Genomic DNA, 19,982 nt, shown 5'->3' with positions numbered 1-19,982 from the left:
CGCTGCACTCGGACACGAAAAGTATTGGGCCGCTCAATCAACCGTGCCTAAAGCAGCCACCGCTCTAGCATCCAGCTAGGTCGGTGAGCAGCAAACCTGGTCCTTCAGGACCAGGTAGTTGATAATCGTGGTCCTCTGGTGCGCAGAACGGTTCCCGAGAGGTTGCGTTGAAGTCGTCGATGATGAGCCTGAGTCGGTCGTCCTCGCCGGCAGGTGAGAGTTGCTGCCATTCGACTGCTGAATCGTTAGTTGGCTGGCGGCCGGCGCCCTGAAGTCGGAAAAGTCGGAAGATGTTGAACACGTCCCTATCGTGCCCGTTGGACGACTCGACCACGGGGCGGGGACCGACATTGGCTAGGTCGGTGAGCAGCAAGCCTGGTCCTTCAGGACCAGGTAGTTGATGCCGCTTCCGAGTCCATACGCTCTGGGCGTATTGATCCTGTCGGTGATCACTTTCGCGGTCACTACCGATGACGATCCGAAGAGCCTTGACGTCAGGTGGTCCGACGGTGCCGTCACCGCACACCGCCGAAAGAACCAGGTGATGCGGACCGCGCTGCAGAAGGTCGGCACGAAGTTCGCGAAGCGGAAGTTGAAGACACGGCGACGGAAGGAACAATCGTTTGGGTCTATCTGGGACTATCTCGCTAACCCGAAGTTATGTGGCGTGTGGGGCGGTGATGGCAAGCCACACATCGACCAAATGAAGCCATGCGATCGCGGTCAGGGTGTGGTGTGTTCGAACATTCGGGTATGCGGCCGGGGTTGTCGGGAGGTGTTCGAGATGTTCGGTGAAGGTATCGAAGATCAAGTGCACCTGCTCATTCGGATGCATTGCTGCAGTTCGGTTGCAGAACTCGGCGAGGTCGGCGTCGGGTCGGGAAGGTTGCTCGACCGTTGTTCTCGTCGCGATAGGTGTATCGGCGTCCAGGAGCAGGGCTCGGCGAGCGAGGTAGCGATGGAACTGGTCGAGCGGAAGCACGGAGTGGCTTGATCGCGCCTGGTCGGGTCTGCCGGATGTGCGCGTAACGGTGAGTGCAATCGCGTTGGCCTCTACGCCGATATGGAGGCCAATGACCGCAGTGATCTTCGCGGCAAGCGGCGGGACAGTCGCGAAGGTGAACCTGTCGGGGCCACAGGGTTTGACACCGTATTCCTTCCATGCCGCCTGCACTGTCGTTTTTCCGATCTGGAGGTGCTGAGCCAGTAGACGGGAGTTCCAGTGGGGTATCTCGTATCTGGCTGGGGGCGTGGTCAGGAGTGCGGCGATGATCGTGTGAGGTTCGACGACGCGAGGTCGGCCGGGTTTCGGACTATCTGTGAGTCCGTCGATGCCGTGTTCGGCGTATCGGGAGCGCCAACTGATCACTGTCGGGCGCGAGGTACCTAATCCCTTGGCAATCATGGTGTTCGAATGGCCGGCCGCGGCCAGGAGGACGATCTGTGCGCGGGCCACCGAATCATGTGATGTGCCAACACAATCAGCTTCGGCCTGGAGGCGGTCATGGTCACCGTCGCGCAGAGTCAGAGGGGCGGATACGCGCACGACCGGCGACTCCCCGCAGTCTTCGCCGAAGTGGGTGGCTGACTCGGCGGTGCGATGTTGCCTGCCACCACCCGTGGAGGTAGCCGCATAATGTCCATAAAGGGAAAAGTACCGGCAGGCCCGGATTATCTGCGCTAAACGTGCTGCACGACATAGACAAAACGCCACATGTTGGGATAGCCGATTAGTGCCCGATCCTGAAACTGTGAAGCAATGCTTCGGTTGGTTGGCGCAAAGCAGCGAATGCCGTCGCCAGAATCAATGCCCAACAGACGCCCTGTGAGGTCCGAACCGCGATGGGCACCACCTACTGATGGCCCCTACCCATCGCGCATCCGGCGCGAGGAGGTCGCCGCAAAGCCCGAGAACACAGCGAAATCCAGTAGAGTTGGATACTCCTCGTGTTGCGACGATCCTTGGAATCCGCCAATCGGTGCGGGTCTCACTGCTGCACAACTAAGCCGGGTCAGGATGCTCCGGCATCTTCATCAACCACCGCGTTAGCCGGAGCGACCCCGTCGTGGCCTATGGAGTCGCAAAAGACGAAGTCACCGAGACCATTGTCGCCGCGATGGTCGATGTGAGGTGGAGTGACCTCGATCGATGCCAGGACTTCCTCGGGGTAATCGTAAAGATCGAGCGTTACAGAGTGAAGTTGGCCGGGGCAGTTGGGCTAGAGGGGATGGGCTCGACGGCAGTCCTCTCGCATCGACGGGACTCTATGGTTCGGCACCCTGAAACCAGGGAGGCCAGCTGAGTTATCAGTGAGCCGTTCAGTGCTGGGTGAGAAAGCTGCCCTGGGTTCTGGGCTTTTCAGATTGTCGAACGACACGCCCGAGCGCGTGCGAAACGTCCTTGCCGCAGAATGAGTGGTCCTCGAGACTGGCGACCATAGGTACTGGTTGAAGCAGTGTGAGAGGTGTGACGGCAATGCAACGCTCAAGAGTGCATCGACTTCAGCGGCGGTGTCGGCTGTGGTGATCGGCGGACCTCGTCGACTTGCCCCTGGGGCTGAATCAGTTCGTCCCTGGCCTGTGAGAAGTCGAAAGAGGGCGCTGGCCACTTCAGTCGGTGGGATGCTGCCGCGGTTGCCGAAGCCGTCAAGCAGTGCACAGAGACGTACACCGCCCGTGCCTTCAGTATCTGGAACGGCCCCGCGGACAGTGAATTCGCCGCTCCCGCGAAAGCCCAACACGCTGCTCGATGATTCGCAGACAGATGCCCAGATCGCTCGATCTGATCAAAGCAGGAAAGGGCCAACGAGGTGACGGCTGCCGCGACGAAGACGACCTTGCCGGTCATGCCCGAGAGTGTCCAGCCGTTCGTGGACGCCGTCGGCAGTGCAGAGAGCGGGGGACTGGTCAAGGCGCGCGGTGCGCGGACCCGTGGTATGAGTTGCGGATACCGCCCACACTGTGAAACATCCTTAGGTCCTTATGATTTCGGTGAAACATCGGAGTATCGGCGCGGGCGACATTGCGCTGAAAGACGATTGCGGACAGCTACGCTGAGTCTGCTGATTCCGCGCGGTGTCGGTGTCGAGATCGAACGCCCCGACGGCGGCTATCCGGACGCACTCCATCTCGTGGCGGACCGGATGCGGGTCACGGTGACGGTGCTGGCGGCACCCCGATCCGGAAACCGTTGGGAAGAAACACATGTACCCGTGATGCTCGCTCAGTTGCGAGCGGACGGCATGAAGCCGAGCACACAACGCGGGCCCTGGGGAACTGAAATCACCGTTCACCACGCCGTGGGAGGGTTGTTGATCGTGGGGATCCCGCGAAGTCGTTGGGTACTGCGAACCGTGGTCAGTTACAACGCAATCGGGACGATCCCACGTGAATGGGTCGATTCGTTGCTCTCCGACGCCGTGATCCGCCGCGGGGCGGAACCGATGGTCGTAGACGAGCCGCTCGACCTGTCACTGCTCCCGATCTCCCCATAGGCACCAGGCATCTCTGCCTCGGTAGGAAGGACACACCATGACCTATTCTGTCCCACGGGCGACCAAGACCGGTCTTCTCGCCGGTGCGGCCGTGGCGCTACCAGTCGCCGGAGCGCTTCTCGGCGCACCCACTGCCAATGCATCGCCGTTGATCGTGCCCGATCCGCCATCAGACCTTGCTTCGCTGGTCGAGCAGGTGGCGCAAGCCCTGCCCGTTGCGCCCCAACTTCCGCCGCTCCCTGAGCCGATTGCCGCTCTCGTAAGCGAGGGGCCGCTGCAGAACATGCTCCGCAAGGAGACCTTCGTCGGTGAGGCGACGCAGAGCACGCCGTCCGGCTCCGGTGCGCCCGGAGACGGCGGGAAGGAAGCCGACTTCCCCAAGGTCAGTGGCGCAGATATCGCCCAGGCGCAGCTACGGGCGGAGTTCGACAATGTCGCCGCGGGCATCGGATTCCTACTCGACACTCCCGGTAGCCCCGAGTTCGGCGACCAGATCGGAACGCTGCACGCCCGGCTCCTCGACCGGACCGGCGCGGACCTCTACAACCCGGCGACCTGGCCGACAGCTGTGGAGCGGGTGCTCGGGGAAGGGATCGCCGAGGTCACGGGATCCCCGGAGTGGGCGGCGTTGTGGAACACCTCGTACACCCCGTTCGGGCCTCATGACGGTGCCACCCCACGCGAGCAGGCAGTCAACGGCCTGGCCGATCTGATCGACTCGTTCGTGACGAACCCGGCCGGGACTCTCACCGAAGCACTCGCGATCGCCGGTGGAGCCGAAGTGATCGCCGCCGATCCCATCGGCGCGCTTTTGCGGGTATCGGAGCGGGTGATCGGGGCCCAGGCGAGTGCGGATCTCGAACTGGTCATCACGCGATCGCTCTCGAACCTCGGCGAAGCGATCCCTTATCTGCTCGGTGAAATTTGGCCTGCGGTGCTGCCGATCATCGTCGGCGCTGTCGGTGGCTCGACTCTCGGTGGCCTGTTACTCGGATCGCAGGGCGCGCTCCTGGGCGGGGCGCTCGGTGCACTTACCCCCCTGGCCATCCTTGCCGGGCTCCTCGGCGCATTGCCTGGCGCTGCGCTGGGCGGCGCCGCGACAGGTTTGGTGGGCTTGCTCGGGTCCCTGCTTCTGACACTGCCGACGTTGCTGGGCTTCCCGCTCCTCGGAGCGGCGGCTGGATCTGCACTGGCCGTGATCGTGTTGGGGACCGTGCTATTCGGCGGTTGGCTCCTATTCGTCGGCGTTGCGATGCTCCCGGTGATCGCCCTGGGACTGTTGGCCGGGCTGGCGGTTGCGGCCGTGATCGTCATCGCCGGCTCTGTCGGCACCGGCGGTATCGGTCTGCCGTGGTTCGCGATCACCGGAATCACCTCCGGCATCGCTGCCGCCGCAGCTGTGATCGTCATCGCCCTCCTGACGCTCACCGCGTTGACGTTCCTGATCCCGATCGTGGCGTTCGTGGTGCTCGCGCCGCTGGTCGTGCTCGGATCGGCTGGTCTCGGCGCACTCGCAGGGCTCGCGGCATCCGCTGCGTTCATCGCGCTCGCGGTGCCGCTGTTGACCGCACTCAGTGTGATCCCCGGCGCGATCATCGGCGCAATCCTCGGATATTTGACGGCCGACCTTCTGACCAGACTGGTCAGCGCAGTACTAGGTGCAGTGCTTCTCGGTATCTCCGCGGCCATTCTCGGATCTGTGGTGGGCGGTGTTCTCGGCGCCCTCGCAGGAACACCGTTGGCGATCATTCTCGCGCTCGCCCTCGGTATTCCGGCCGTTGATGCCTGGATCCGTTCGAACAGGGACAGTGAGCTCGATGCGGCGCTGGCACGGCTCCTCGGACTGGCGGGCGATGCGTGGAACCAGTCGATCGCGAAGTCGGTCCTCGATCGGATCGGCCGGTTCTTGCAGGAGCTGTCCAAGAGTTCCGGATGGGATGACTTCTCGAGGTTCCTGGGTGAACGGTTTGCCCCGCTCGCGTCGGCGCTCGCGGACCTGTGGGAGAGCTTCCTCGCCGGGGACGCCGATCCCGACAACATCGTCAAGGGATCCGTTCTCGGGGCGCTCGCCGGGGCGCTTCTGGGCTCGATCCTCGGGTTCCTGATCGGCACCCTCGACCCGAAGAATCTGCTTGCCGCGATTCCCGGTTTCATCCTGGGTTCCGCTCTCAGTGCTCCGCTGGGTGCGTTGCTCGGTGCGTTGGCGTCGACGGTGCTCGGAGCACTGGCGGGGTTGGCATCGATCCCGCTGACGTTCTTGCCGAATTTGCTTGCACTCGCGGCGTTGTCGGCGCTGGCCGCGTTGCCGCTGATCCTCGGAGCGTTGGCGGCGTCATTGGTCCCCCCGCTCGTCTTGGGGATCATGGGCACGATACTCGTGGGGCTGATCGTGTCTTCGCCGCTGTGGGTCCCGCTGATGATCGTCTCCGCGATCACGCTGGTCGTGACGGTCATCCTTGTCGTCGGCTCTCTCGCTGGGTGGGTGGTGCCTGGTCTGAACATCGGACTTGGTGTCCTGGCAGGAATCACCGGGGCAATCGCGGCCATCGGGGCGACCGCGTGGGCGGTGGTGATCATCGCAGCGCTGGTACTGGCGGCGGCGGTGATCGGAATTCCGGTGTTCTTGCTGACATTGCCGTTGTTCCTGGCACCGGCATTGCTCGCTCCACTGTTGTGGTTGGCGTCGCTGCCGCTCCTGTTTCCGATGGCGTTGGGCTTGTCCCTCCTCGAATCGGTTCCGATCGGCGGTGCTGTGGCGTTGGCGTCGATGCTGGCGACCGTTCCACTGGGCGCTCTCGCGGGTGGACTGACGTTGGGTACCATCTCGGCGGTTCTTTCCGTCATCGGTACCGCGTTGATGCACGGCCTCTTCGATGCGTTGATCGGCGGACTGTTGCTCTCAGCGCCCGGCGCTGTCCTCGGTGCACTGATCGGGGCATTGTTACCCAAGGGTGCACTCGAAAGCCTCGGAGGAAGGATTTTGGCGGACCCGATGGTCGCCGGAACTTCCCGTGCAGCAACAGCTCCCGCGCCGACAGCGGAGCGCACGCCGGTTCCCACGGTCGCAAGCCCCACATATGGGACCACGTTCACCGGCACACCTACTGCTGACCGGAGTCTCGTCGAAATTCCCGACGAGTTCCTCGTCGGCGTCTGATTCGTCTTTCATCCCAGCGGCAGTGCGGGCCGCGGAGCCTTCGTGGCCCGCACCACCGACAATGACCATTTCTACTTCAGGAGAACAGTTTTCATGCTGCCTGCACGTAATCTTTCCGATCTCTACGCCGAGCGCGAATTCGGCCCGCAGTGGCTCACCGTCCTGACCGTCGCCGACGCGATCCGTCGCGGCGCGCAGCTCCCGAAGATCGAGGATCCCGACTGGCTGCGCAAAGCCGTGGAGTCCCGCATCACCGCCGCCGGATGGAACGACGCCAAAGTGCACATCGCCGCGATCTCGCGGGAGTTGATGCGCGCCAGCCAAGGCGACGTAGTTCCGACATCATTGGCGGACCTGCTGGATGGAAGTTTCACCGGCGCAGCCGCCCTCGATCCATCATCGTTGTTCGCTGGAAAAGGCAGCGCAGAAAATGGTGGAGCCGACGCGTGGAAGTCGATTCTCGGTGGTCTCGGCGAGATCGGGAAGAAGTCCGAGAACCTCGGCGCGATCGCCCTCGCCATCGCCGTGGGGCCAACGTTTTGCCCGGCTGACGTGTACGAACGTATCGCCGACGTCGTCGGCGCCGATCAGCGATGACCATCCCCGCCGCCCGACAGGTCGCCCGCACGGGCGACCTGTCCGGGTTCGTCACCACTGCGCCGCCGCGCGGAGCGACACCGGAACACCCTGCGCCGGTACGCCCCACCCCTGCGCCGGTGCGTCAGACGAAATGCCGCTCGTTGCGCCGCATTCTCACCGGCCGCGGCTCTGCGCAGAGGACGTGGGAGGAGAGGTCTGCAATCGACCCGGCGCTACTCGAGGAACTGGAGAAGAACCGGAACGCAGCGGCCACTCCTCGGACTAAACGACTGATCACCTTCGGTGCCGTCGCGATGATCATCTCCGCGCTGTTCACAGTGTTCGCCAAGCCACTCGGAGACGCCCTACGCAGCGGAACGACACTGTTCGCACAGTCGACGCTCAACGGCACCACGATCGGCGCAATAGCTGCGCTCGTCGTCATATCCGTCGCGTCAGGCGCGTGGATCATCGCAGCCCACACCCCCGCAGAGACCACCGGCATCGCCGCGCCGGTGAGATTGGTCGCCGCCTGCGCCGTCGTCGTCGGCGCGCTCACCCTTGTCGTCCTGATCGCGCTGCTGCTGACCTCCGCGCGAGTCTGAAAAAAGAACCGAGAACACGCACATGAACCCCGAGCCGGGTACACCTCAACGCCGCACCCCACGCATGTACATCGCCGCGCACCGCGGAAAAGCCGCCGCGGTGACCTTCAGCGCTGCTGCCACCGCCGCGGCCGTGCTGGTCATCGGCAGTGCGGGCTTCGGAGCGGGCGCCGTCGACGCCGAGACCGCCGAAACGTTCAACGCCCGCACCATCGACGACACCGTGACCTACTACCGATCCGTCTGTACAGCCCTCGCCCCCGTACTCGACATCCCGGACGCGCTCGCCCGCGCGCAGGAAGACGCGATCGGACGCACCGGTCCTGAGCGCCGCGATGAGCTCGTCCGGACCCTCGACGAGCAACGCTCGACCATCGCCGGTGCTGTGACGCAGTTGTCCGAACTCATCGAGCCCACCGCGATTCCGTCACTGACCGACCGGCATCCGATCAGCTACGTAGGCGCGACTGTCGATCTCACTGACGCCGTCGGTGCACTGATGCCGACACTGAAACACTCCGCTGACCGTCTGCGTCCCACCGAATCCGACGCGGACATGGACGCTGCCGCCAACGACGGCACCGCAGCGGTCCGCAGCGACCTCGACAAGGTGACGGCCGGACTTCGCACCACGATGGAACGCGCCAAGATCACCACCGAAGCCACCGCTACCGCTGTCCGGGCCATCCCCACGTGCACGCGAGTGTTCGGTGACCCCGACATGCCCGCACCCGATGTCGTGATCGACTCCGCCGCCGCATTTCACACCACACTGCGCGAGATCCGATCGTCACTGGCCGAGTCAGGACACCGGCTCAGCGAATTCACCAGGGAATGGGCCCGCGACAAAACCGCCGAGCAGATCCGCGCCGAACTCGTCACCGCGTACCGCACCTACGCGGACACCATGACCGTCGCCGCCGAACAGATCTCCGCCTGGACACCCCCTACCTCCGGTGCCGGCGACATCGCCGCAACCGCCACCTACTCTGACGCCCGCGGCGACCTCGCACACGTCCTCGCCACCCACGCCGCACGGGTCAACGCAGATGCCGACATGCTGGCCGCAGCCCCGGAACCGGAACTCGCTACCGCCATCGAAACCACCCAACACACCGTGAGCGTGGCCGCAATCGCAGCCACCAAAGCAACCGCCCGCACCGCCCGACTCGCCCCGGTCCCCACCACCGCAACACAAACCTCGATCGACAACCTCGGGACGGGCGGTCACTGAAACATGCACCACGCACTACGCAGCGCACCAACCCAGACGCGGTGCCCGACCGAAACCGCCACCGGCCGTGCACAACCGGTCACATTCGCATCCCGCACATCCGCTCATCGATCGCTGCGACAGCTGGCCAGCGACACGCCCGAGCGCGTGCGAAACGTCCTTGTCGAAAAACGGATGTTCCTCGAGACTGACAACCAAAAGTCCTGGTTGAAGCAGTGTGAGAGGTTCGATGACAACGAAACGGTCGATAACAGGTCGGGCATTCGCGGCGGCTGTGGCCGCAGCCATGCTGAGCGGCACTGCATTCGCAGTAGCCCCCGCCATCGCGCATGCAGACCCCGCCAACTGCCCCTCGACATTCAGTCTGTTCGTTCCCGGAACCTGGGAGATCGACGAAAACGCTGATCCCAACCAGCCGACCGGCATGCTCGCCCCCATCGCCGAGGCCGTCGAGAAGCAAAACGGTTCCAACGTGCAGACATACACGCTGCCGTACATGGCACGTGCTTTCGACAACGGAAAAACCTACGCGGACAGTAAATCTGACGGCCTCACAAAAGCCACGGCAGTGCTGTCAGAGATCGCCGCCACATGCTCGAACACGAAATTCACCATCACCGGCTACTCCCAAGGCGCTGATGTCGCAGGTGATCTCGCATCCGCGATCGGCAACGGATCCGGACCCGTCGCCCCCGAACGAGTACTCGGTGTCGCATTGCTCGCCGACCCCGGATCAGGGACGAAGGGCGAAGCGGTCGTCGGACCCCGCACCGCCGGCAACGGTATCGCCGACCCGCGACCCCAGGGGATGGGGAAGCTTTCCGGCCGAGTGGCCTCGATCTGCGATCCCAAAGACATGTACTGCTCGATCAATAAGGGTGACAACACCCTTTTCGGTGCTCTCGGATCGATCCTGAGCAAATCCCCTAGTGCCGGCGGTGCGGACACGACCGGTGTCGGGGGCAATTCCCGCGTCGCGACTGCCCTGACATCGGATTTCTCGGCCGCAGATCTTCCTGCCCTGGGCGCCGAGGTCTTGAACCTGACCGGCCAGCTCTCGAACGGGAACGTTGATCTGACCAAGGTCGCGGATACGGCAACGAAACTGAGCAAAACCATCAGCCCGATGGCTGATCTCCTGGCCTCCGGCGCCGCGAACCCTGCCGCGACCAGTCAGCTCGCGGCCCAGCCCGCAGGCTCGCCGAAGAATGCAGCCAGCGAGGTCCTCGCCAAGGCCGGGCAGTCCGACCTTTCCGGGGCCTTGCAGACCGTGAACACCATCGCCGACACCGCCACAAAGTTGTCCAACCGGGGGACTGCGCCGACGCCGAGCACGTCCTCGGATGTCGCCTCGCTCGCTCTCGCTGCCGATTCGCTGACCGGACAGATCGCACCCCTGGCATCGACTCCCAGCGACGTCCTCGCGGGCGCCAGCAGCATCCTGTCGGTCCTGAAGCCGTCGGTCGTGGTCAATCAGGTGTTGAACGTCGCCACCGGAGTGACCGCGCTCGACTTCCCCGCGATCCTGAACAACCTGAACCTGTTGCCCCAGAAAATCGCAGCCCTCGACGTCCAAGGCGCCCACAAAATCGCCGGAGATCTGAACAACCAGTTCAACCCGCTGGTGAAAATGGCCGCATCGGTGGACCTCCGATGGGTGTCGCAGGTGCTCTCGATCATCCCGGACCCCTCCGGATACGCCCAGATCGCCGCCATGGTGACCTCGATCCTCGCCAACGTCGACGTCATCCGCCTCGCCAACCTCGTCGGTCAGATCCAGGAAATCGGCTGGAGCATCCTCGAAGGGAACCTCGCCGCCGCAGCAGGACTGCTCCCCATCGGCCTCGACCTCGCGTCGGTGGCCACGAACATGCTTTCAGGGAAGGTCACCAAAACCGATCCCTCGCTGCTCGGCAAGCAATCAACCACCGCAGCAACCAGCATCACCAGCCAGGCACAGACCCTCGACCTCCCAGGCCTGACGAACTCGCTGACCGCCATGGCCACCTCACCCGGCGCCGATGATCTCGCCAAGCTGGTCGGCGAAGGATTCGACGTCGCCCAGTTCTTCACCTCCGGCGCGCATCAAAGCTACGGAACGCTCGTCGTCGACAACGCAGGCCGCAATGCCATCACCTGGATATCGGATTGGCTCAACCTTCAGATCACCCGCGCCGCATAACCATCCAACGATCGTCAACCCGGACAGGAGTCACCACCGTGGCCAGGAAATCCCACAACCCCGCCGCCCGCTGGCGCACCTGCACCCACTGCAACACCCGCCTGTACTTCAGCCGCAAAGACGCCAAAGCCGCACGAACACCTGAACTTAAACGCAACGGACTGAACGAGTACCCCTGCCCTCGCACCGAAGGTGGCTACCACCTCAGACGAGGCCCCCGAGCTGTGACGACCCGGAAGAACCGCTGCGCGGCACTCGCACAGCACAGTCAAGGAGCCCGCAGATGAGCAATTCGAACGTCGTCGCACTCTTCAGCGATTCCGCCGCCAACGCCAAACACGACACACAGGGATACGCCGAGCGGGTGCAGGCCGAGATCGAAAAAATGATGGCCGACCGCGCCAGCGCAGCATTCGAGGAATACGAACTGCGTTGCCTACCCGCAGGTTCCCGCTTCAAAATCAGCGCATCCGACATCGACGGCCGCGCTGTCGATCCGGCACTCGTTGGACGAACCGGGATCGTCCTGTCATCGCCGCCGCTGCCCGTCACCGGCCGAGACGGTGACCTCCGCGAAGTCCTTCACTCGGTCCAGTACGACGGAGCCACAACAACCTCCACCCTCACCGACCTGTGGATGACCGTCGCAGCATCCACCCTCCGCTGACCCGGCACCACCACGACCCAAGGGGGCACCATGACCGACTCGGCTACACCTTCACCCAACGACTTTCTGACGCAGTACGAACGCATCGCGCGAGAAGCCCGTGCATTCCGCTTCAACCTCAACTCAGGGACTCATCCTGACTGCGCCCCGATACCAGAGGACTCGCCGATCATCGGTCCGCCTGGATTTGGAAAATCCTTCCTACGGACACCCGAAAATGCTTGCGCCGATCAGGCATACCGCATGAGCGCAGCGATGTCGCCGTCGTTCAGGGACAACTTCACGGTCCGACTCTCGTTGGCCGGAGTCTCCTCTGCAGCGGAGTTGATGTGGAACCCCCCGGCCACCGATCCTGCCGGTTCGAACGAGACGCGGAGCCGATGATGAACATGCACCAAGCGCCTGACAATCAACCTGACCCGCGCCGCTGGCGGTCGACATCCACTATCGACTCCGCAACCAGGAGGAGAGTGAAAAAGCAAAGCGTGGAGGACTTCTCCGTAGGTGGCATGAACACGGCACACGGCGGTGAGAAGGTGTTCATGCCCACACCCGGAACGTGGGAATCATCCCCGCCGCACACCACACTCCCGGCCCCGACGAGAGTGCTGTTCCTCGACGAATACACGTACTCCGGTCACCCCGGATACGTGCTGTGAGGAGGCAAAAGACAGCCACGTCCTTCGCTGTGGCGGGGTTCGTACTCGCCGCCGTGTCCGGATGCGCAGGGGTCGCTTCGGGCGGACCGTGGACCCCCGCAGCCGCACCGGCACCGGCACCGGCAGTAGCGGTTCAGGCAGAGGCGACGAACCCGGGCCTCGACCAACTGATCGGGACCCTGACCATAGTCGACACCCTCCCGAACACGCCCGGCTACGAACGTGGGTGCGGCAAAGGTGAAAGCTGCGCTTTCGGGACAGCATGGACCGACAAATACGAAGGCCCCCTAGCCCGAAATGGTTGCGACACACGCAATGACGTATTAGGGCGCCAACTCGTCGACGTCGCATTCAAGCCAGGAACCCGCGACTGCAAAGTCGTCGCCGGCACACTCCACGACCCGTACACCGGCACCGAGATCGCGTTCACCCCATCGAACCCCTCCGCCATTCAAATCGACCATGTCTTCGCACTCTCCCGCGCCTGGGACGCCGGAGCATCGGCGTGGACACCGCAGAAGCGAATCAACTTCGCCAACGACACCGACCTCAACCTCCTTGCCTCACAGGGCAAAGCGAACCAGTCGAAATCGGATCAAGGTCTCGACACCTGGCTCCCGTCTAATACGGCGTTCCACTGCGAGTACGCCGAAAAATATTTGACCGTTGCCGCCACGTACCAGCTCGCCGTCACCGCCGAGGATGTCGCTGCCGCCCGCACGGTCTGCGCGGGGAACTAGCGAACGAGACGCGCCGATGACCTCGATAAGGAAAGTGCCGGAAATGAAAGAGACTCAGATTCAACAAAATTCACCGAAATCAATGTCGGAACGAAGCGGTACCAAAATCAATGAAATAGCGGACACGGTGCGGGAGAGACCTGTATCGACGCTGATCGTGCTTGCGTTCTCTGCGCTCATGGCGTGGTGGTTTATCGGAATGGTCTCCGGAGATATCCCGATAGTCACGACGCTGCCGTACGGGGACTGAGCATCACCTATCCGGTGAGCCACGATGGCGTCAACGAGGAAGAACCGAGGCGGGGACAAAGACACACGCGCCATTCTGCGCGCTCTCGAACACGCCGGATTCCTCATCCGCTACAGCCGCTCTGGACACCCCCGTATCTACAAAGCCGGGCACCTGATCACCACCTTCCCCGGAACCGCCAGTGACTACAGATCCCGCCGAAACAGCCTCGCGCACCTCAAACGTGCCGGATTCGTATGGCCTCCCCATCGCCGCCCCCGTGCACACACCCCATCCAGGTAGGAGAAAACTATGCACAGCTCCGCAACAGCGCAGATCCTCGACCACAGCATCGACTACGCCCGATTCGGCGTCCGCTTCCACAACGGGGAAGTTGGCCACGACACCCTGCAGCAGCGGTATCAAAGACTGCTTACGGCAGAAGGTTTCGATCGTGACAGTGCCGAGCTGAAGAAGTTGCGACGCCGCATCACCAAATCCTCGATCAGGTACCAGCAGTATCGCGTCGCGGCCATCATGGCGCCGTTCTTCGCTTTTTTCGGTTTGACCATCGTCAAAGTGGCGGCGGAGGAATCGATGCCAGAGTTTTACCTGATGTTCATAGTCGCGGCTGGCTTCGCATACGTGGTGTGGCGAGACTATCCGCGGGGCCTTGCGATGGAACACGCACACAAGGCCGACCGGATCCTCGTCGGCTTCGAAGCGACATCTGTCGACTCCGACGAGAGCACAGACAACGCGATCGAATGGTCGAGCCGAATTCCCGTGACGTCGTCTCGCGCGAACGCGGAAAAGAACCGCCTCCTGGCGTCGCTGCTGTTCGGTGAGGCCGTCCGCGCCGGGACCATCACCACGGCCGCCCTCTACGACCGCTACCTCGATCAGCGGTCCCGCGCCGACGCCGCCACCCATAAGCGGGAACTGCGTGCCGTCAAACGAAACCTCGCCCTGACCGACGTCCCTCGTCTGCGCCTTCTGATCCTCGCGACCTTCGCCCTTCTCGTTGCCGCCCTCCACACGCTTCAGATCGTGACCACAGATGAATCCCTGGTTTCCGCCCTCGTGGCAGCCGCTCTGGCGGCAGCGGTGCTGTACGCAGCGCTTCGGTCGTGCGCGGGGAAGTCGCCGGTCACCGCGATGGCGACAGGTCTGGCACTGAGCAACGGACAACGCGCTGATGCGTTCCTCGCTGGACTCGAACAGAACCAGCGCACAGACAACTGATGACCGCCACGATCAGAAACACTGTCCGGGCGATCAGATGGTTCGACGTCCTCTTTGTTCTTGTCTTTGTTGTGGCCGTGTGGATATCTAAGCGGCTGAGTGTCGAAGTGCCGCAGTATCTGCCGGTGCCGTTTGGGTTCATTTGCGCTTTCGGGGTGCCCATCGTGTTGGTTCTGGTCTGGACGGTGAAAGTGTTGAAGTCCCCGTCCCGGCGAGAAAGTGCGAGCAGTTGCCCTCCGGCCGGAGATGCAACCACCTGCGACCCAGTCTCAGGAAAGGCACGTGAGCTTGAAACTGGGGGAAAGAGCTGACCATGGGAAACACCACAGCCATCGAGTGGACTCGCAGCGAGGACGGTACCGCCGGCTCCACCTGGAACCCGGTGAGCGGATGCACGAAGCTCTCACCCGGCTGCGACCACTGCCTCGCCGAAAACATCGCACATCGATTCTCCGGAACCAAGGCGTACCCGAACGGTTTCGACGTCACCCTGTGGCCCGCGTGCCTGGACCAGCCCATCCGCTGGACCCGGCCCCGAAAGATCTTCGTCAACAGCACCTCCGACTTGTTCCACAAGGACATCCCCGACGAATACATCGCCAAGGTGTGGGCGGTGATGGCCGCCACGCTGCGGCATACCTTCCAGATACTGACCAAAAGGCCCGCCCGGATGCGTTCACTGCTGCGGTCCATCAGATTTCGTCGACAGGTCGGCGACGCCGCCCGCGCTCTGGATCTGACGAACGATCTTGTGAGCATCGTCGACGTCGCCGTTCAAGACCGGTGGCCTCTGGAAAATGTGTGGCTAGGCGTCTCGACCGAGGACCAAAAATGGGCCGACATCCGTATCCCTGAACTACTCGCAACCCCCGCTGCAGTCCGATTCATCTCCGCCGAACCACTTCTCGGTCCGATCGAACTGTGGCCGTTCCTCGTACCCAACGCGAACCTCTGCCGACCCCACGGGGCAACCTCGGTGGCAGAAAACGCCGAGGTCGCAGGCATCCTGCGGGGCGCAGTCCACGAGCACCTCGACGACTCCCGCGCCTTTCTCGATTGGATCATCGTCGGAGGGGAATCCGGACCCCACGCCAGACCCATGAACCCGGCGTGGGTGCGTTCACTACGCGACCAGGCCGCCAACACCGGTGTCGCGTTCCTGTTCAAGCAATGGGGCGAATGGGCACCGCTCACCGGAGTTCGATACTCCGACTTCCACGAATTCAGCCTCGAACCTGCAGACTGCGTCCGCAAAGTCGGCAAAAAGAGCGCCGGCCGCGAACTCGACGACCGAATCTGGGACGAATCCCCCAACCGAGAGCTTCCCTGAAATGTCGATGTCGATCACACTGACCTGCGACAGCTGCGGCACCGGCCGTGAAATCTCGGCCACCTACGCATCGACGTGCGCCGACATCGCGGCCAGCATCGAACCGGGATGGATACACCACCGCAACGAGGACCACTGCCCACTGTGCACAACCCCGGCGCCCACAGCCTCGCCCGACGATCAGACTTCGGACCTACGCACACTCGCCGAAACGAAACTGCGAGCCCTTGCAGGCCCGAACGCCGTTCTGCGCGAGGACCAATGGACCGCGATCGAAGCGCTCGTCATACATCGTCGACGCGCCCTGGTCGTGCAGAAAACCGGGTGGGGAAAATCCGCCGTCTACTTCGTGGCCGCTCAACTGCTCCGCTCACGCGGCATGGGACCCACCATCATCGTCTCCCCGCTGCTCGCGCTGATGCGCAATCAAGTTGCCGCAGCCACACGAGGGGGAGTGCGCGCAGCGACGATCAACTCCGACAACTTCGACGAGTGGGACAACATCCACGCCGCCCTCACCACCGGCACCCTGGACGTACTCCTGATAAGCCCAGAACGACTGATCAATCCGCATTTTCGTGAACACATACTTCCACTCCTCGCCGCACACGCCGGGCTCGTCGTCGTCGACGAGGCGCACTGCATCTCAGACTGGGGTCACGACTTCCGGCCATCCTTCCGCGCTATCGGCGCACTCCTGACCCAACTCCCCGGCGGCATCCCGGTTCTCGCAACCACCGCCACCGCGAACGATCGAGTCATTGCCGACGTAGCTGCTCAGCTCGGGGTGGGAACAAGCGGCGGAGACGACACCGCTCTCGTCCTCCGCGGAGGACTGGACCGCCCGTCCCTGCACCTGTCGGTGGTACACCTCGACGAGGACATCGACCGGGCAACCTACATCGCAGACCGGCTCCACACACTGCCCGGATCGGGAATCATCTACTCCCTCACCGTCCGTGGGGCACAAGACCTCGCCGAAGCCCTCACCGCGCAGGGACACAAAGCCAGTGCCTACACCGGCCAAACAGACCCCACCGAACGCATAACTATGGAAGCGGATCTTCTCGCCAACAACGTCAAAGCGCTCGTTGCGACATCGGCCCTCGGAATGGGCTTCGACAAACCCGACCTCGGATTCGTCATCCATGTCGGTGCCCCAGCTTCCCCGATCTCCTACTACCAACAGATCGGCCGCGCCGGCCGCGCCACCGAGCGAGCCGACGTGATTCTGATCCCCGGCGCCGAGGACCGCACGATCTGGGACTACTTCGGCTCCCTCGCCTTCCCCCGAGAACACGTCGTCGCACAGATCCTCGACGCCCTCGACGAAAACAGCCCTCGAAGGATCAAAGCTGTCGCCGAGGAAATCGAGCTCCACAGGAACCGCGTCGACATGGTCCTTCGCGTACTCGAAGTCGACGGCGTCGTCGCGCGAAACTCCCGAGGCTGGACCCGCACACGAACACCGTGGACATACGACACCCACCGATTCGAAGGACTCGAGGACGCCAGAAGCGCCGAGCAGCAAGCGATGATCGACTACCAGAACACCGAGGGATGCCGCATGGACTTCCTTCGCCGCCAGCTCGACGATCCCGAACTCGACGGCAGCGCTTGCGGACGATGCGATACCTGCACCGGGCGTCAGACGAATTCGAAACTGCGTAACTCGCACCGCGCTTCCGTCGACCCGGTCGCCTGACGTGCCAAAACCGCAACAGTGACAGATTTGTGTCATGTTTCTTGCATAGAAGGTCAAAAGTCTGTCTTCAATCGTGTACGGTATCGATATGAATGATCCGGAAGATGCACGTGAGCGAATGCTTCGCCAAATCGAGCTCAGTTCGTCGCTCCGAGAAGCCGGCGCTGCACAGGCTCGCCATCACGGATTGCAGGTCGGGGCGCTCATCGACCGCGCCCGCGACGAGTACGGCATCACCATCTCGGAAGTCAGCCGCCACCTGGACATACCCCGGGCAACTCTGAATGCGCTCGTCAAAGACGCCCAAAATGCAGGAATCGTAGTGTCGAACACGGACTACGAGATCCGACGGCTCACCGGTGGACCGTTCATCAACCATGTTCGAATCCACGGGCCGATAACCGAAATCATCGCCGGTTTCGAAGCGTCCGACGTCGTGTACCTCTCCCAAGAGCCTTTCGCGCGGTTCGTCGTCGACGGACACCTACGCGCTCCGAACGTCCTTGTTCGCTGCGCAGGACTCGGAGACTGGGTCGCGCTCGACAACTGCTCCGTCGGCTACGAAGGGACCGGCCCTACCAACACTTCGGGAGCACTCAAAGGGGTTGGGGTGCCGGACGACATCGCCGAAACGATCGCATACGACAATCGCGTCTCCCATGTCGTACTCGACGCTGCGGGAAAAGCCGCCAAATGGAAGATCGACGGGCGAGTGTGGCCGGCAGTTCATCTTCCCCTGCCCAAAGCGATCGACAACGGGCGTTTTTGCTTCCGCTTCGGTCGATCGATCAAGGGCTCAGTGCCGGTCAACGGACCCCGGTCCGGATCGATCGACGAACTCGACGACCCCACATGCGGCGGAGTTTTCCCAGCATACCCCGTCGACGGATTCACCACCGCCGAACGGCTGATCCGATATCTCGACAACCCGCCACCCTGGCTGAAGGGTCCGCGCAAAGCCACCCTCTTCACCACACCAGGAGCAGCCCGCGAATCCGGATTCGCAGATGACTACATACCGCAGCGGCGAGGTACACCAGAGCAACTGAAAGTGGTGCGCGGGTTCGGATCTCGCACGGTCTACCAGCTCGTCATCGAGCAAGGCCCTATCCAAATTTGGAAATCCGACTACATTCCGGACGACCAAACTCAGTGGGTGCCAAAAGAATTTCATGGCATTCTCAAGCTCGCCGGACTTTTCCCTGGCGACATCGTCGAACGCGACGAAGCGTCCGCATTACGTCAACTCATCAGCAGACGCCGGAATCGCCCTCCCGAAATTCCGCTCAATGGGGGAATCACGTGGCGCCCGTCCATGCAATATGCGTGAACACGCGCGATAGAAGATCCCGCCTGCCGGAAGGGCATTAACCTGTCGGGGGTGTGATCTAACCTCAGTGTGCGACGAGAAAGCAGGTCGCCACACCTGACTCCTGACCGCATTCACCACCCGCGGTCCCGGCCCGATGTTCACTCATCCGGTCGGCCGGTGCGGCGACCTGCTTTTTGTATAAGCAAGGGTCGCGCGGTTCGGCGGGACACACCGGGGGGGTGCGGCGCTAGGCTCAGCCGCACATTGTCCTGTCCGGCAGCCGAGCACCGCCTACTACAAACACCCCGGCCTCGAAAGGTTCACGAGCACATGACCGACACCGCTTCCACGCCACCATCGCGGGGCTCTGTCCACCTACGCGCATCATGGTGGTGGAGTCGCCACGACGACCTCGCCAACCTTGAACTCGCCGACATCTTCGCTCGCCACGGCCATCCCTGCGCCGACATGGCCGACCCGGAAGTCCTCGACGCATCCCTACGCGCAGCAGTGCAGAACGACGACGCATTGGCAGAGCTTGCCGAGTGGATCGAAACGACCTCAACACGCCGCGGCGGCAGCGGAATTCAGAACCTGCGACACAGCATCGGCGGATTCACCGACTACCTCGCCCGCAAACTCGACGAAAAACCCATGACCGCAAAGACACTGCGGGAATGCGCCCAACAGATCGGATTCACCAACGACACGATCCGCGAAGGCAGCCATCTCCCCGAACTGGCGCACCCAGACGAAGAAATGACCGAACTGCTCCGCCGCTACAACGAGGTATGCGGCGCGATACTGGTCGCTGCAGCTACCGAGGAGTGAGAGGTTCGCGTCG

The 19,982-nt window shown here is 62.9% G+C and carries 17 protein-coding genes and 1 pseudogene; 16 read left to right on the top strand and 2 right to left on the bottom strand.

What is annotated here, in order from left to right; translation table 11 throughout:
* Positions 1-658: 658 nt before the first annotated feature.
* Together RhoBH5_RS30570 and RhoBH5_RS30565 are read right to left on the bottom strand one after the other, a co-directional pair.
* Positions 659-1,546: a helix-turn-helix domain-containing protein gene (locus RhoBH5_RS30570; RefSeq protein ID WP_270009321.1), complete on the bottom strand. Its 888-nt coding sequence runs from the start codon at positions 1,544-1,546 to the stop codon at positions 659-661.
* A gap of 939 nt (positions 1,547-2,485) precedes the next feature.
* Positions 2,486-2,848 (bottom strand): hypothetical protein, encoded by a 363-nt coding sequence (locus RhoBH5_RS30565; protein ID WP_270009320.1) that lies wholly within the window; start codon positions 2,846-2,848, stop codon positions 2,486-2,488.
* On the opposite strand from RhoBH5_RS30565, the gene RhoBH5_RS30560 reads away from it, so the two are divergent.
* The 16 genes and pseudogenes from RhoBH5_RS30560 (at position 2,847) to RhoBH5_RS30485 (ending at position 19,969) form a co-directional block, all read left to right on the top strand.
* Positions 2,847-3,494: a DUF3710 domain-containing protein gene (locus RhoBH5_RS30560; protein WP_333482276.1), complete on the top strand. Its 648-nt coding sequence runs from the start codon at positions 2,847-2,849 to the stop codon at positions 3,492-3,494. The genes RhoBH5_RS30565 and RhoBH5_RS30560 overlap by 2 nt on opposite strands.
* A 37-nt stretch (positions 3,495-3,531) precedes the next feature.
* Positions 3,532-6,651 carry a hypothetical protein gene (locus RhoBH5_RS30555; protein ID WP_270009319.1) on the top strand — a complete coding sequence of 1,040 codons (3,120 nt, stop codon included), beginning with the start codon at positions 3,532-3,534 and terminating at the stop codon, positions 6,649-6,651.
* A 93-nt stretch (positions 6,652-6,744) separates the two neighbouring features.
* Positions 6,745-7,248 carry a hypothetical protein gene (locus RhoBH5_RS30550; protein WP_270009318.1) on the top strand — a complete coding sequence of 168 codons (504 nt, stop codon included), beginning with the start codon at positions 6,745-6,747 and terminating at the stop codon, positions 7,246-7,248.
* Positions 7,245-7,835 (top strand): hypothetical protein, encoded by a 591-nt coding sequence (locus RhoBH5_RS30545; protein WP_270009317.1) that lies wholly within the window; start codon positions 7,245-7,247, stop codon positions 7,833-7,835. Before RhoBH5_RS30550 ends, RhoBH5_RS30545 begins: the two co-directional genes overlap by 4 nt.
* 22 nt (positions 7,836-7,857) lie before the next feature.
* The gene (locus tag RhoBH5_RS30540; RefSeq protein WP_270009316.1) at positions 7,858-9,069 is read left to right on the top strand and encodes a hypothetical protein; all 1,212 of its coding nucleotides are present in this window, start codon (positions 7,858-7,860) and stop codon (positions 9,067-9,069) included.
* 229 nt (positions 9,070-9,298) lie between these two features.
* Positions 9,299-11,251: a cutinase family protein gene (locus RhoBH5_RS30535; RefSeq protein WP_270009315.1), complete on the top strand. Its 1,953-nt coding sequence runs from the start codon at positions 9,299-9,301 to the stop codon at positions 11,249-11,251.
* A gap of 283 nt (positions 11,252-11,534) precedes the next feature.
* Positions 11,535-11,918, top strand: a complete 384-nt coding sequence (locus RhoBH5_RS30530) for a hypothetical protein (protein ID WP_270009314.1) — start codon at positions 11,535-11,537, stop codon at positions 11,916-11,918.
* A 30-nt stretch (positions 11,919-11,948) separates the two neighbouring features.
* A complete protein-coding gene (locus tag RhoBH5_RS30525) occupies positions 11,949-12,302 on the top strand; it encodes a hypothetical protein (protein ID WP_270009313.1) in 354 nt (117 codons plus the stop codon).
* A gap of 86 nt (positions 12,303-12,388) precedes the next feature.
* Entirely contained in the window at positions 12,389-12,577 is a 189-nt protein-coding gene (locus RhoBH5_RS30520) for a hypothetical protein (protein WP_270009312.1), read from the top strand.
* Complete coding sequence (locus RhoBH5_RS30515) at positions 12,574-13,317, top strand: HNH endonuclease family protein (protein ID WP_270009311.1); 744 nt, start codon at positions 12,574-12,576, stop codon at positions 13,315-13,317. The genes RhoBH5_RS30520 and RhoBH5_RS30515 overlap by 4 nt, the downstream gene beginning before the upstream one ends.
* A 127-nt stretch (positions 13,318-13,444) precedes the next feature.
* Entirely contained in the window at positions 13,445-13,567 is a 123-nt protein-coding gene (locus tag RhoBH5_RS30510) for a hypothetical protein (RefSeq protein ID WP_270009310.1), read from the top strand.
* 291 nt (positions 13,568-13,858) lie between these two features.
* Positions 13,859-14,791: a hypothetical protein gene (locus tag RhoBH5_RS30505; protein WP_270009309.1), complete on the top strand. Its 933-nt coding sequence runs from the start codon at positions 13,859-13,861 to the stop codon at positions 14,789-14,791.
* 313 nt (positions 14,792-15,104) lie between these two features.
* A complete protein-coding gene (locus RhoBH5_RS30500) occupies positions 15,105-16,121 on the top strand; it encodes a DUF5131 family protein (RefSeq protein ID WP_270009308.1) in 1,017 nt (338 codons plus the stop codon).
* Positions 16,122-16,263: 142 nt separating this feature from the next.
* Positions 16,264-17,811: pseudogene (locus RhoBH5_RS30495) on the top strand (RecQ family ATP-dependent DNA helicase); the annotation flags it as partial.
* Positions 17,812-17,914: 103 nt separating this feature from the next.
* On the top strand, positions 17,915-19,156 hold the full coding sequence (locus RhoBH5_RS30490; RefSeq protein WP_270009307.1) for a hypothetical protein: 1,242 nt from the start codon (positions 17,915-17,917) through the stop codon (positions 19,154-19,156).
* Positions 19,157-19,468: 312 nt separating this feature from the next.
* A complete protein-coding gene (locus tag RhoBH5_RS30485) occupies positions 19,469-19,969 on the top strand; it encodes a hypothetical protein (RefSeq protein ID WP_270009306.1) in 501 nt (166 codons plus the stop codon).
* Positions 19,970-19,982: the final 13 nt, after the last annotated feature.

It is taken from the genome of Rhodococcus sp. BH5 (assembly GCF_027583855.1).
Taxonomy (GTDB): Bacteria; Actinomycetota; Actinomycetes; order Mycobacteriales; family Mycobacteriaceae; genus Rhodococcus_F; species Rhodococcus_F qingshengii.
Note: the sequence above shows the minus strand (reverse complement) of the source record. Positions and strands in the feature narration are given on the sequence as shown.

Excerpts from the sequence above, each read along its gene's own strand:
- RhoBH5_RS30530 (WP_270009314.1), top strand. The coding sequence starts at position 11,535 with ATGAGCAATTCGAACGTCGTCGCACTCTTCAGCGATTCCGCCGCCAAC.
- RhoBH5_RS30540 (WP_270009316.1), top strand. The coding sequence starts at position 7,858 with ATGAACCCCGAGCCGGGTACACCTCAACGCCGCACCCCACGCATGTAC.
- RhoBH5_RS30535 (WP_270009315.1), top strand. The coding sequence starts at position 9,299 with ATGACAACGAAACGGTCGATAACAGGTCGGGCATTCGCGGCGGCTGTG.
- RhoBH5_RS30555 (WP_270009319.1), top strand. The coding sequence starts at position 3,532 with ATGACCTATTCTGTCCCACGGGCGACCAAGACCGGTCTTCTCGCCGGT.
- RhoBH5_RS30565 (WP_270009320.1), bottom strand. The coding sequence starts at position 2,848 with ATGACCGGCAAGGTCGTCTTCGTCGCGGCAGCCGTCACCTCGTTGGCC.
- RhoBH5_RS30485 (WP_270009306.1), top strand. The coding sequence starts at position 19,469 with ATGACCGACACCGCTTCCACGCCACCATCGCGGGGCTCTGTCCACCTA.
- RhoBH5_RS30560 (WP_333482276.1), top strand. The coding sequence starts at position 2,847 with ATGCCCGAGAGTGTCCAGCCGTTCGTGGACGCCGTCGGCAGTGCAGAG.
- RhoBH5_RS30525 (WP_270009313.1), top strand. The coding sequence starts at position 11,949 with ATGACCGACTCGGCTACACCTTCACCCAACGACTTTCTGACGCAGTAC.
- RhoBH5_RS30505 (WP_270009309.1), top strand. The coding sequence starts at position 13,859 with ATGCACAGCTCCGCAACAGCGCAGATCCTCGACCACAGCATCGACTAC.
- RhoBH5_RS30545 (WP_270009317.1), top strand. The coding sequence starts at position 7,245 with ATGACCATCCCCGCCGCCCGACAGGTCGCCCGCACGGGCGACCTGTCC.
- RhoBH5_RS30490 (WP_270009307.1), top strand. The coding sequence starts at position 17,915 with ATGAATGATCCGGAAGATGCACGTGAGCGAATGCTTCGCCAAATCGAG.
- RhoBH5_RS30550 (WP_270009318.1), top strand. The coding sequence starts at position 6,745 with ATGCTGCCTGCACGTAATCTTTCCGATCTCTACGCCGAGCGCGAATTC.
- RhoBH5_RS30500 (WP_270009308.1), top strand. The coding sequence starts at position 15,105 with ATGGGAAACACCACAGCCATCGAGTGGACTCGCAGCGAGGACGGTACC.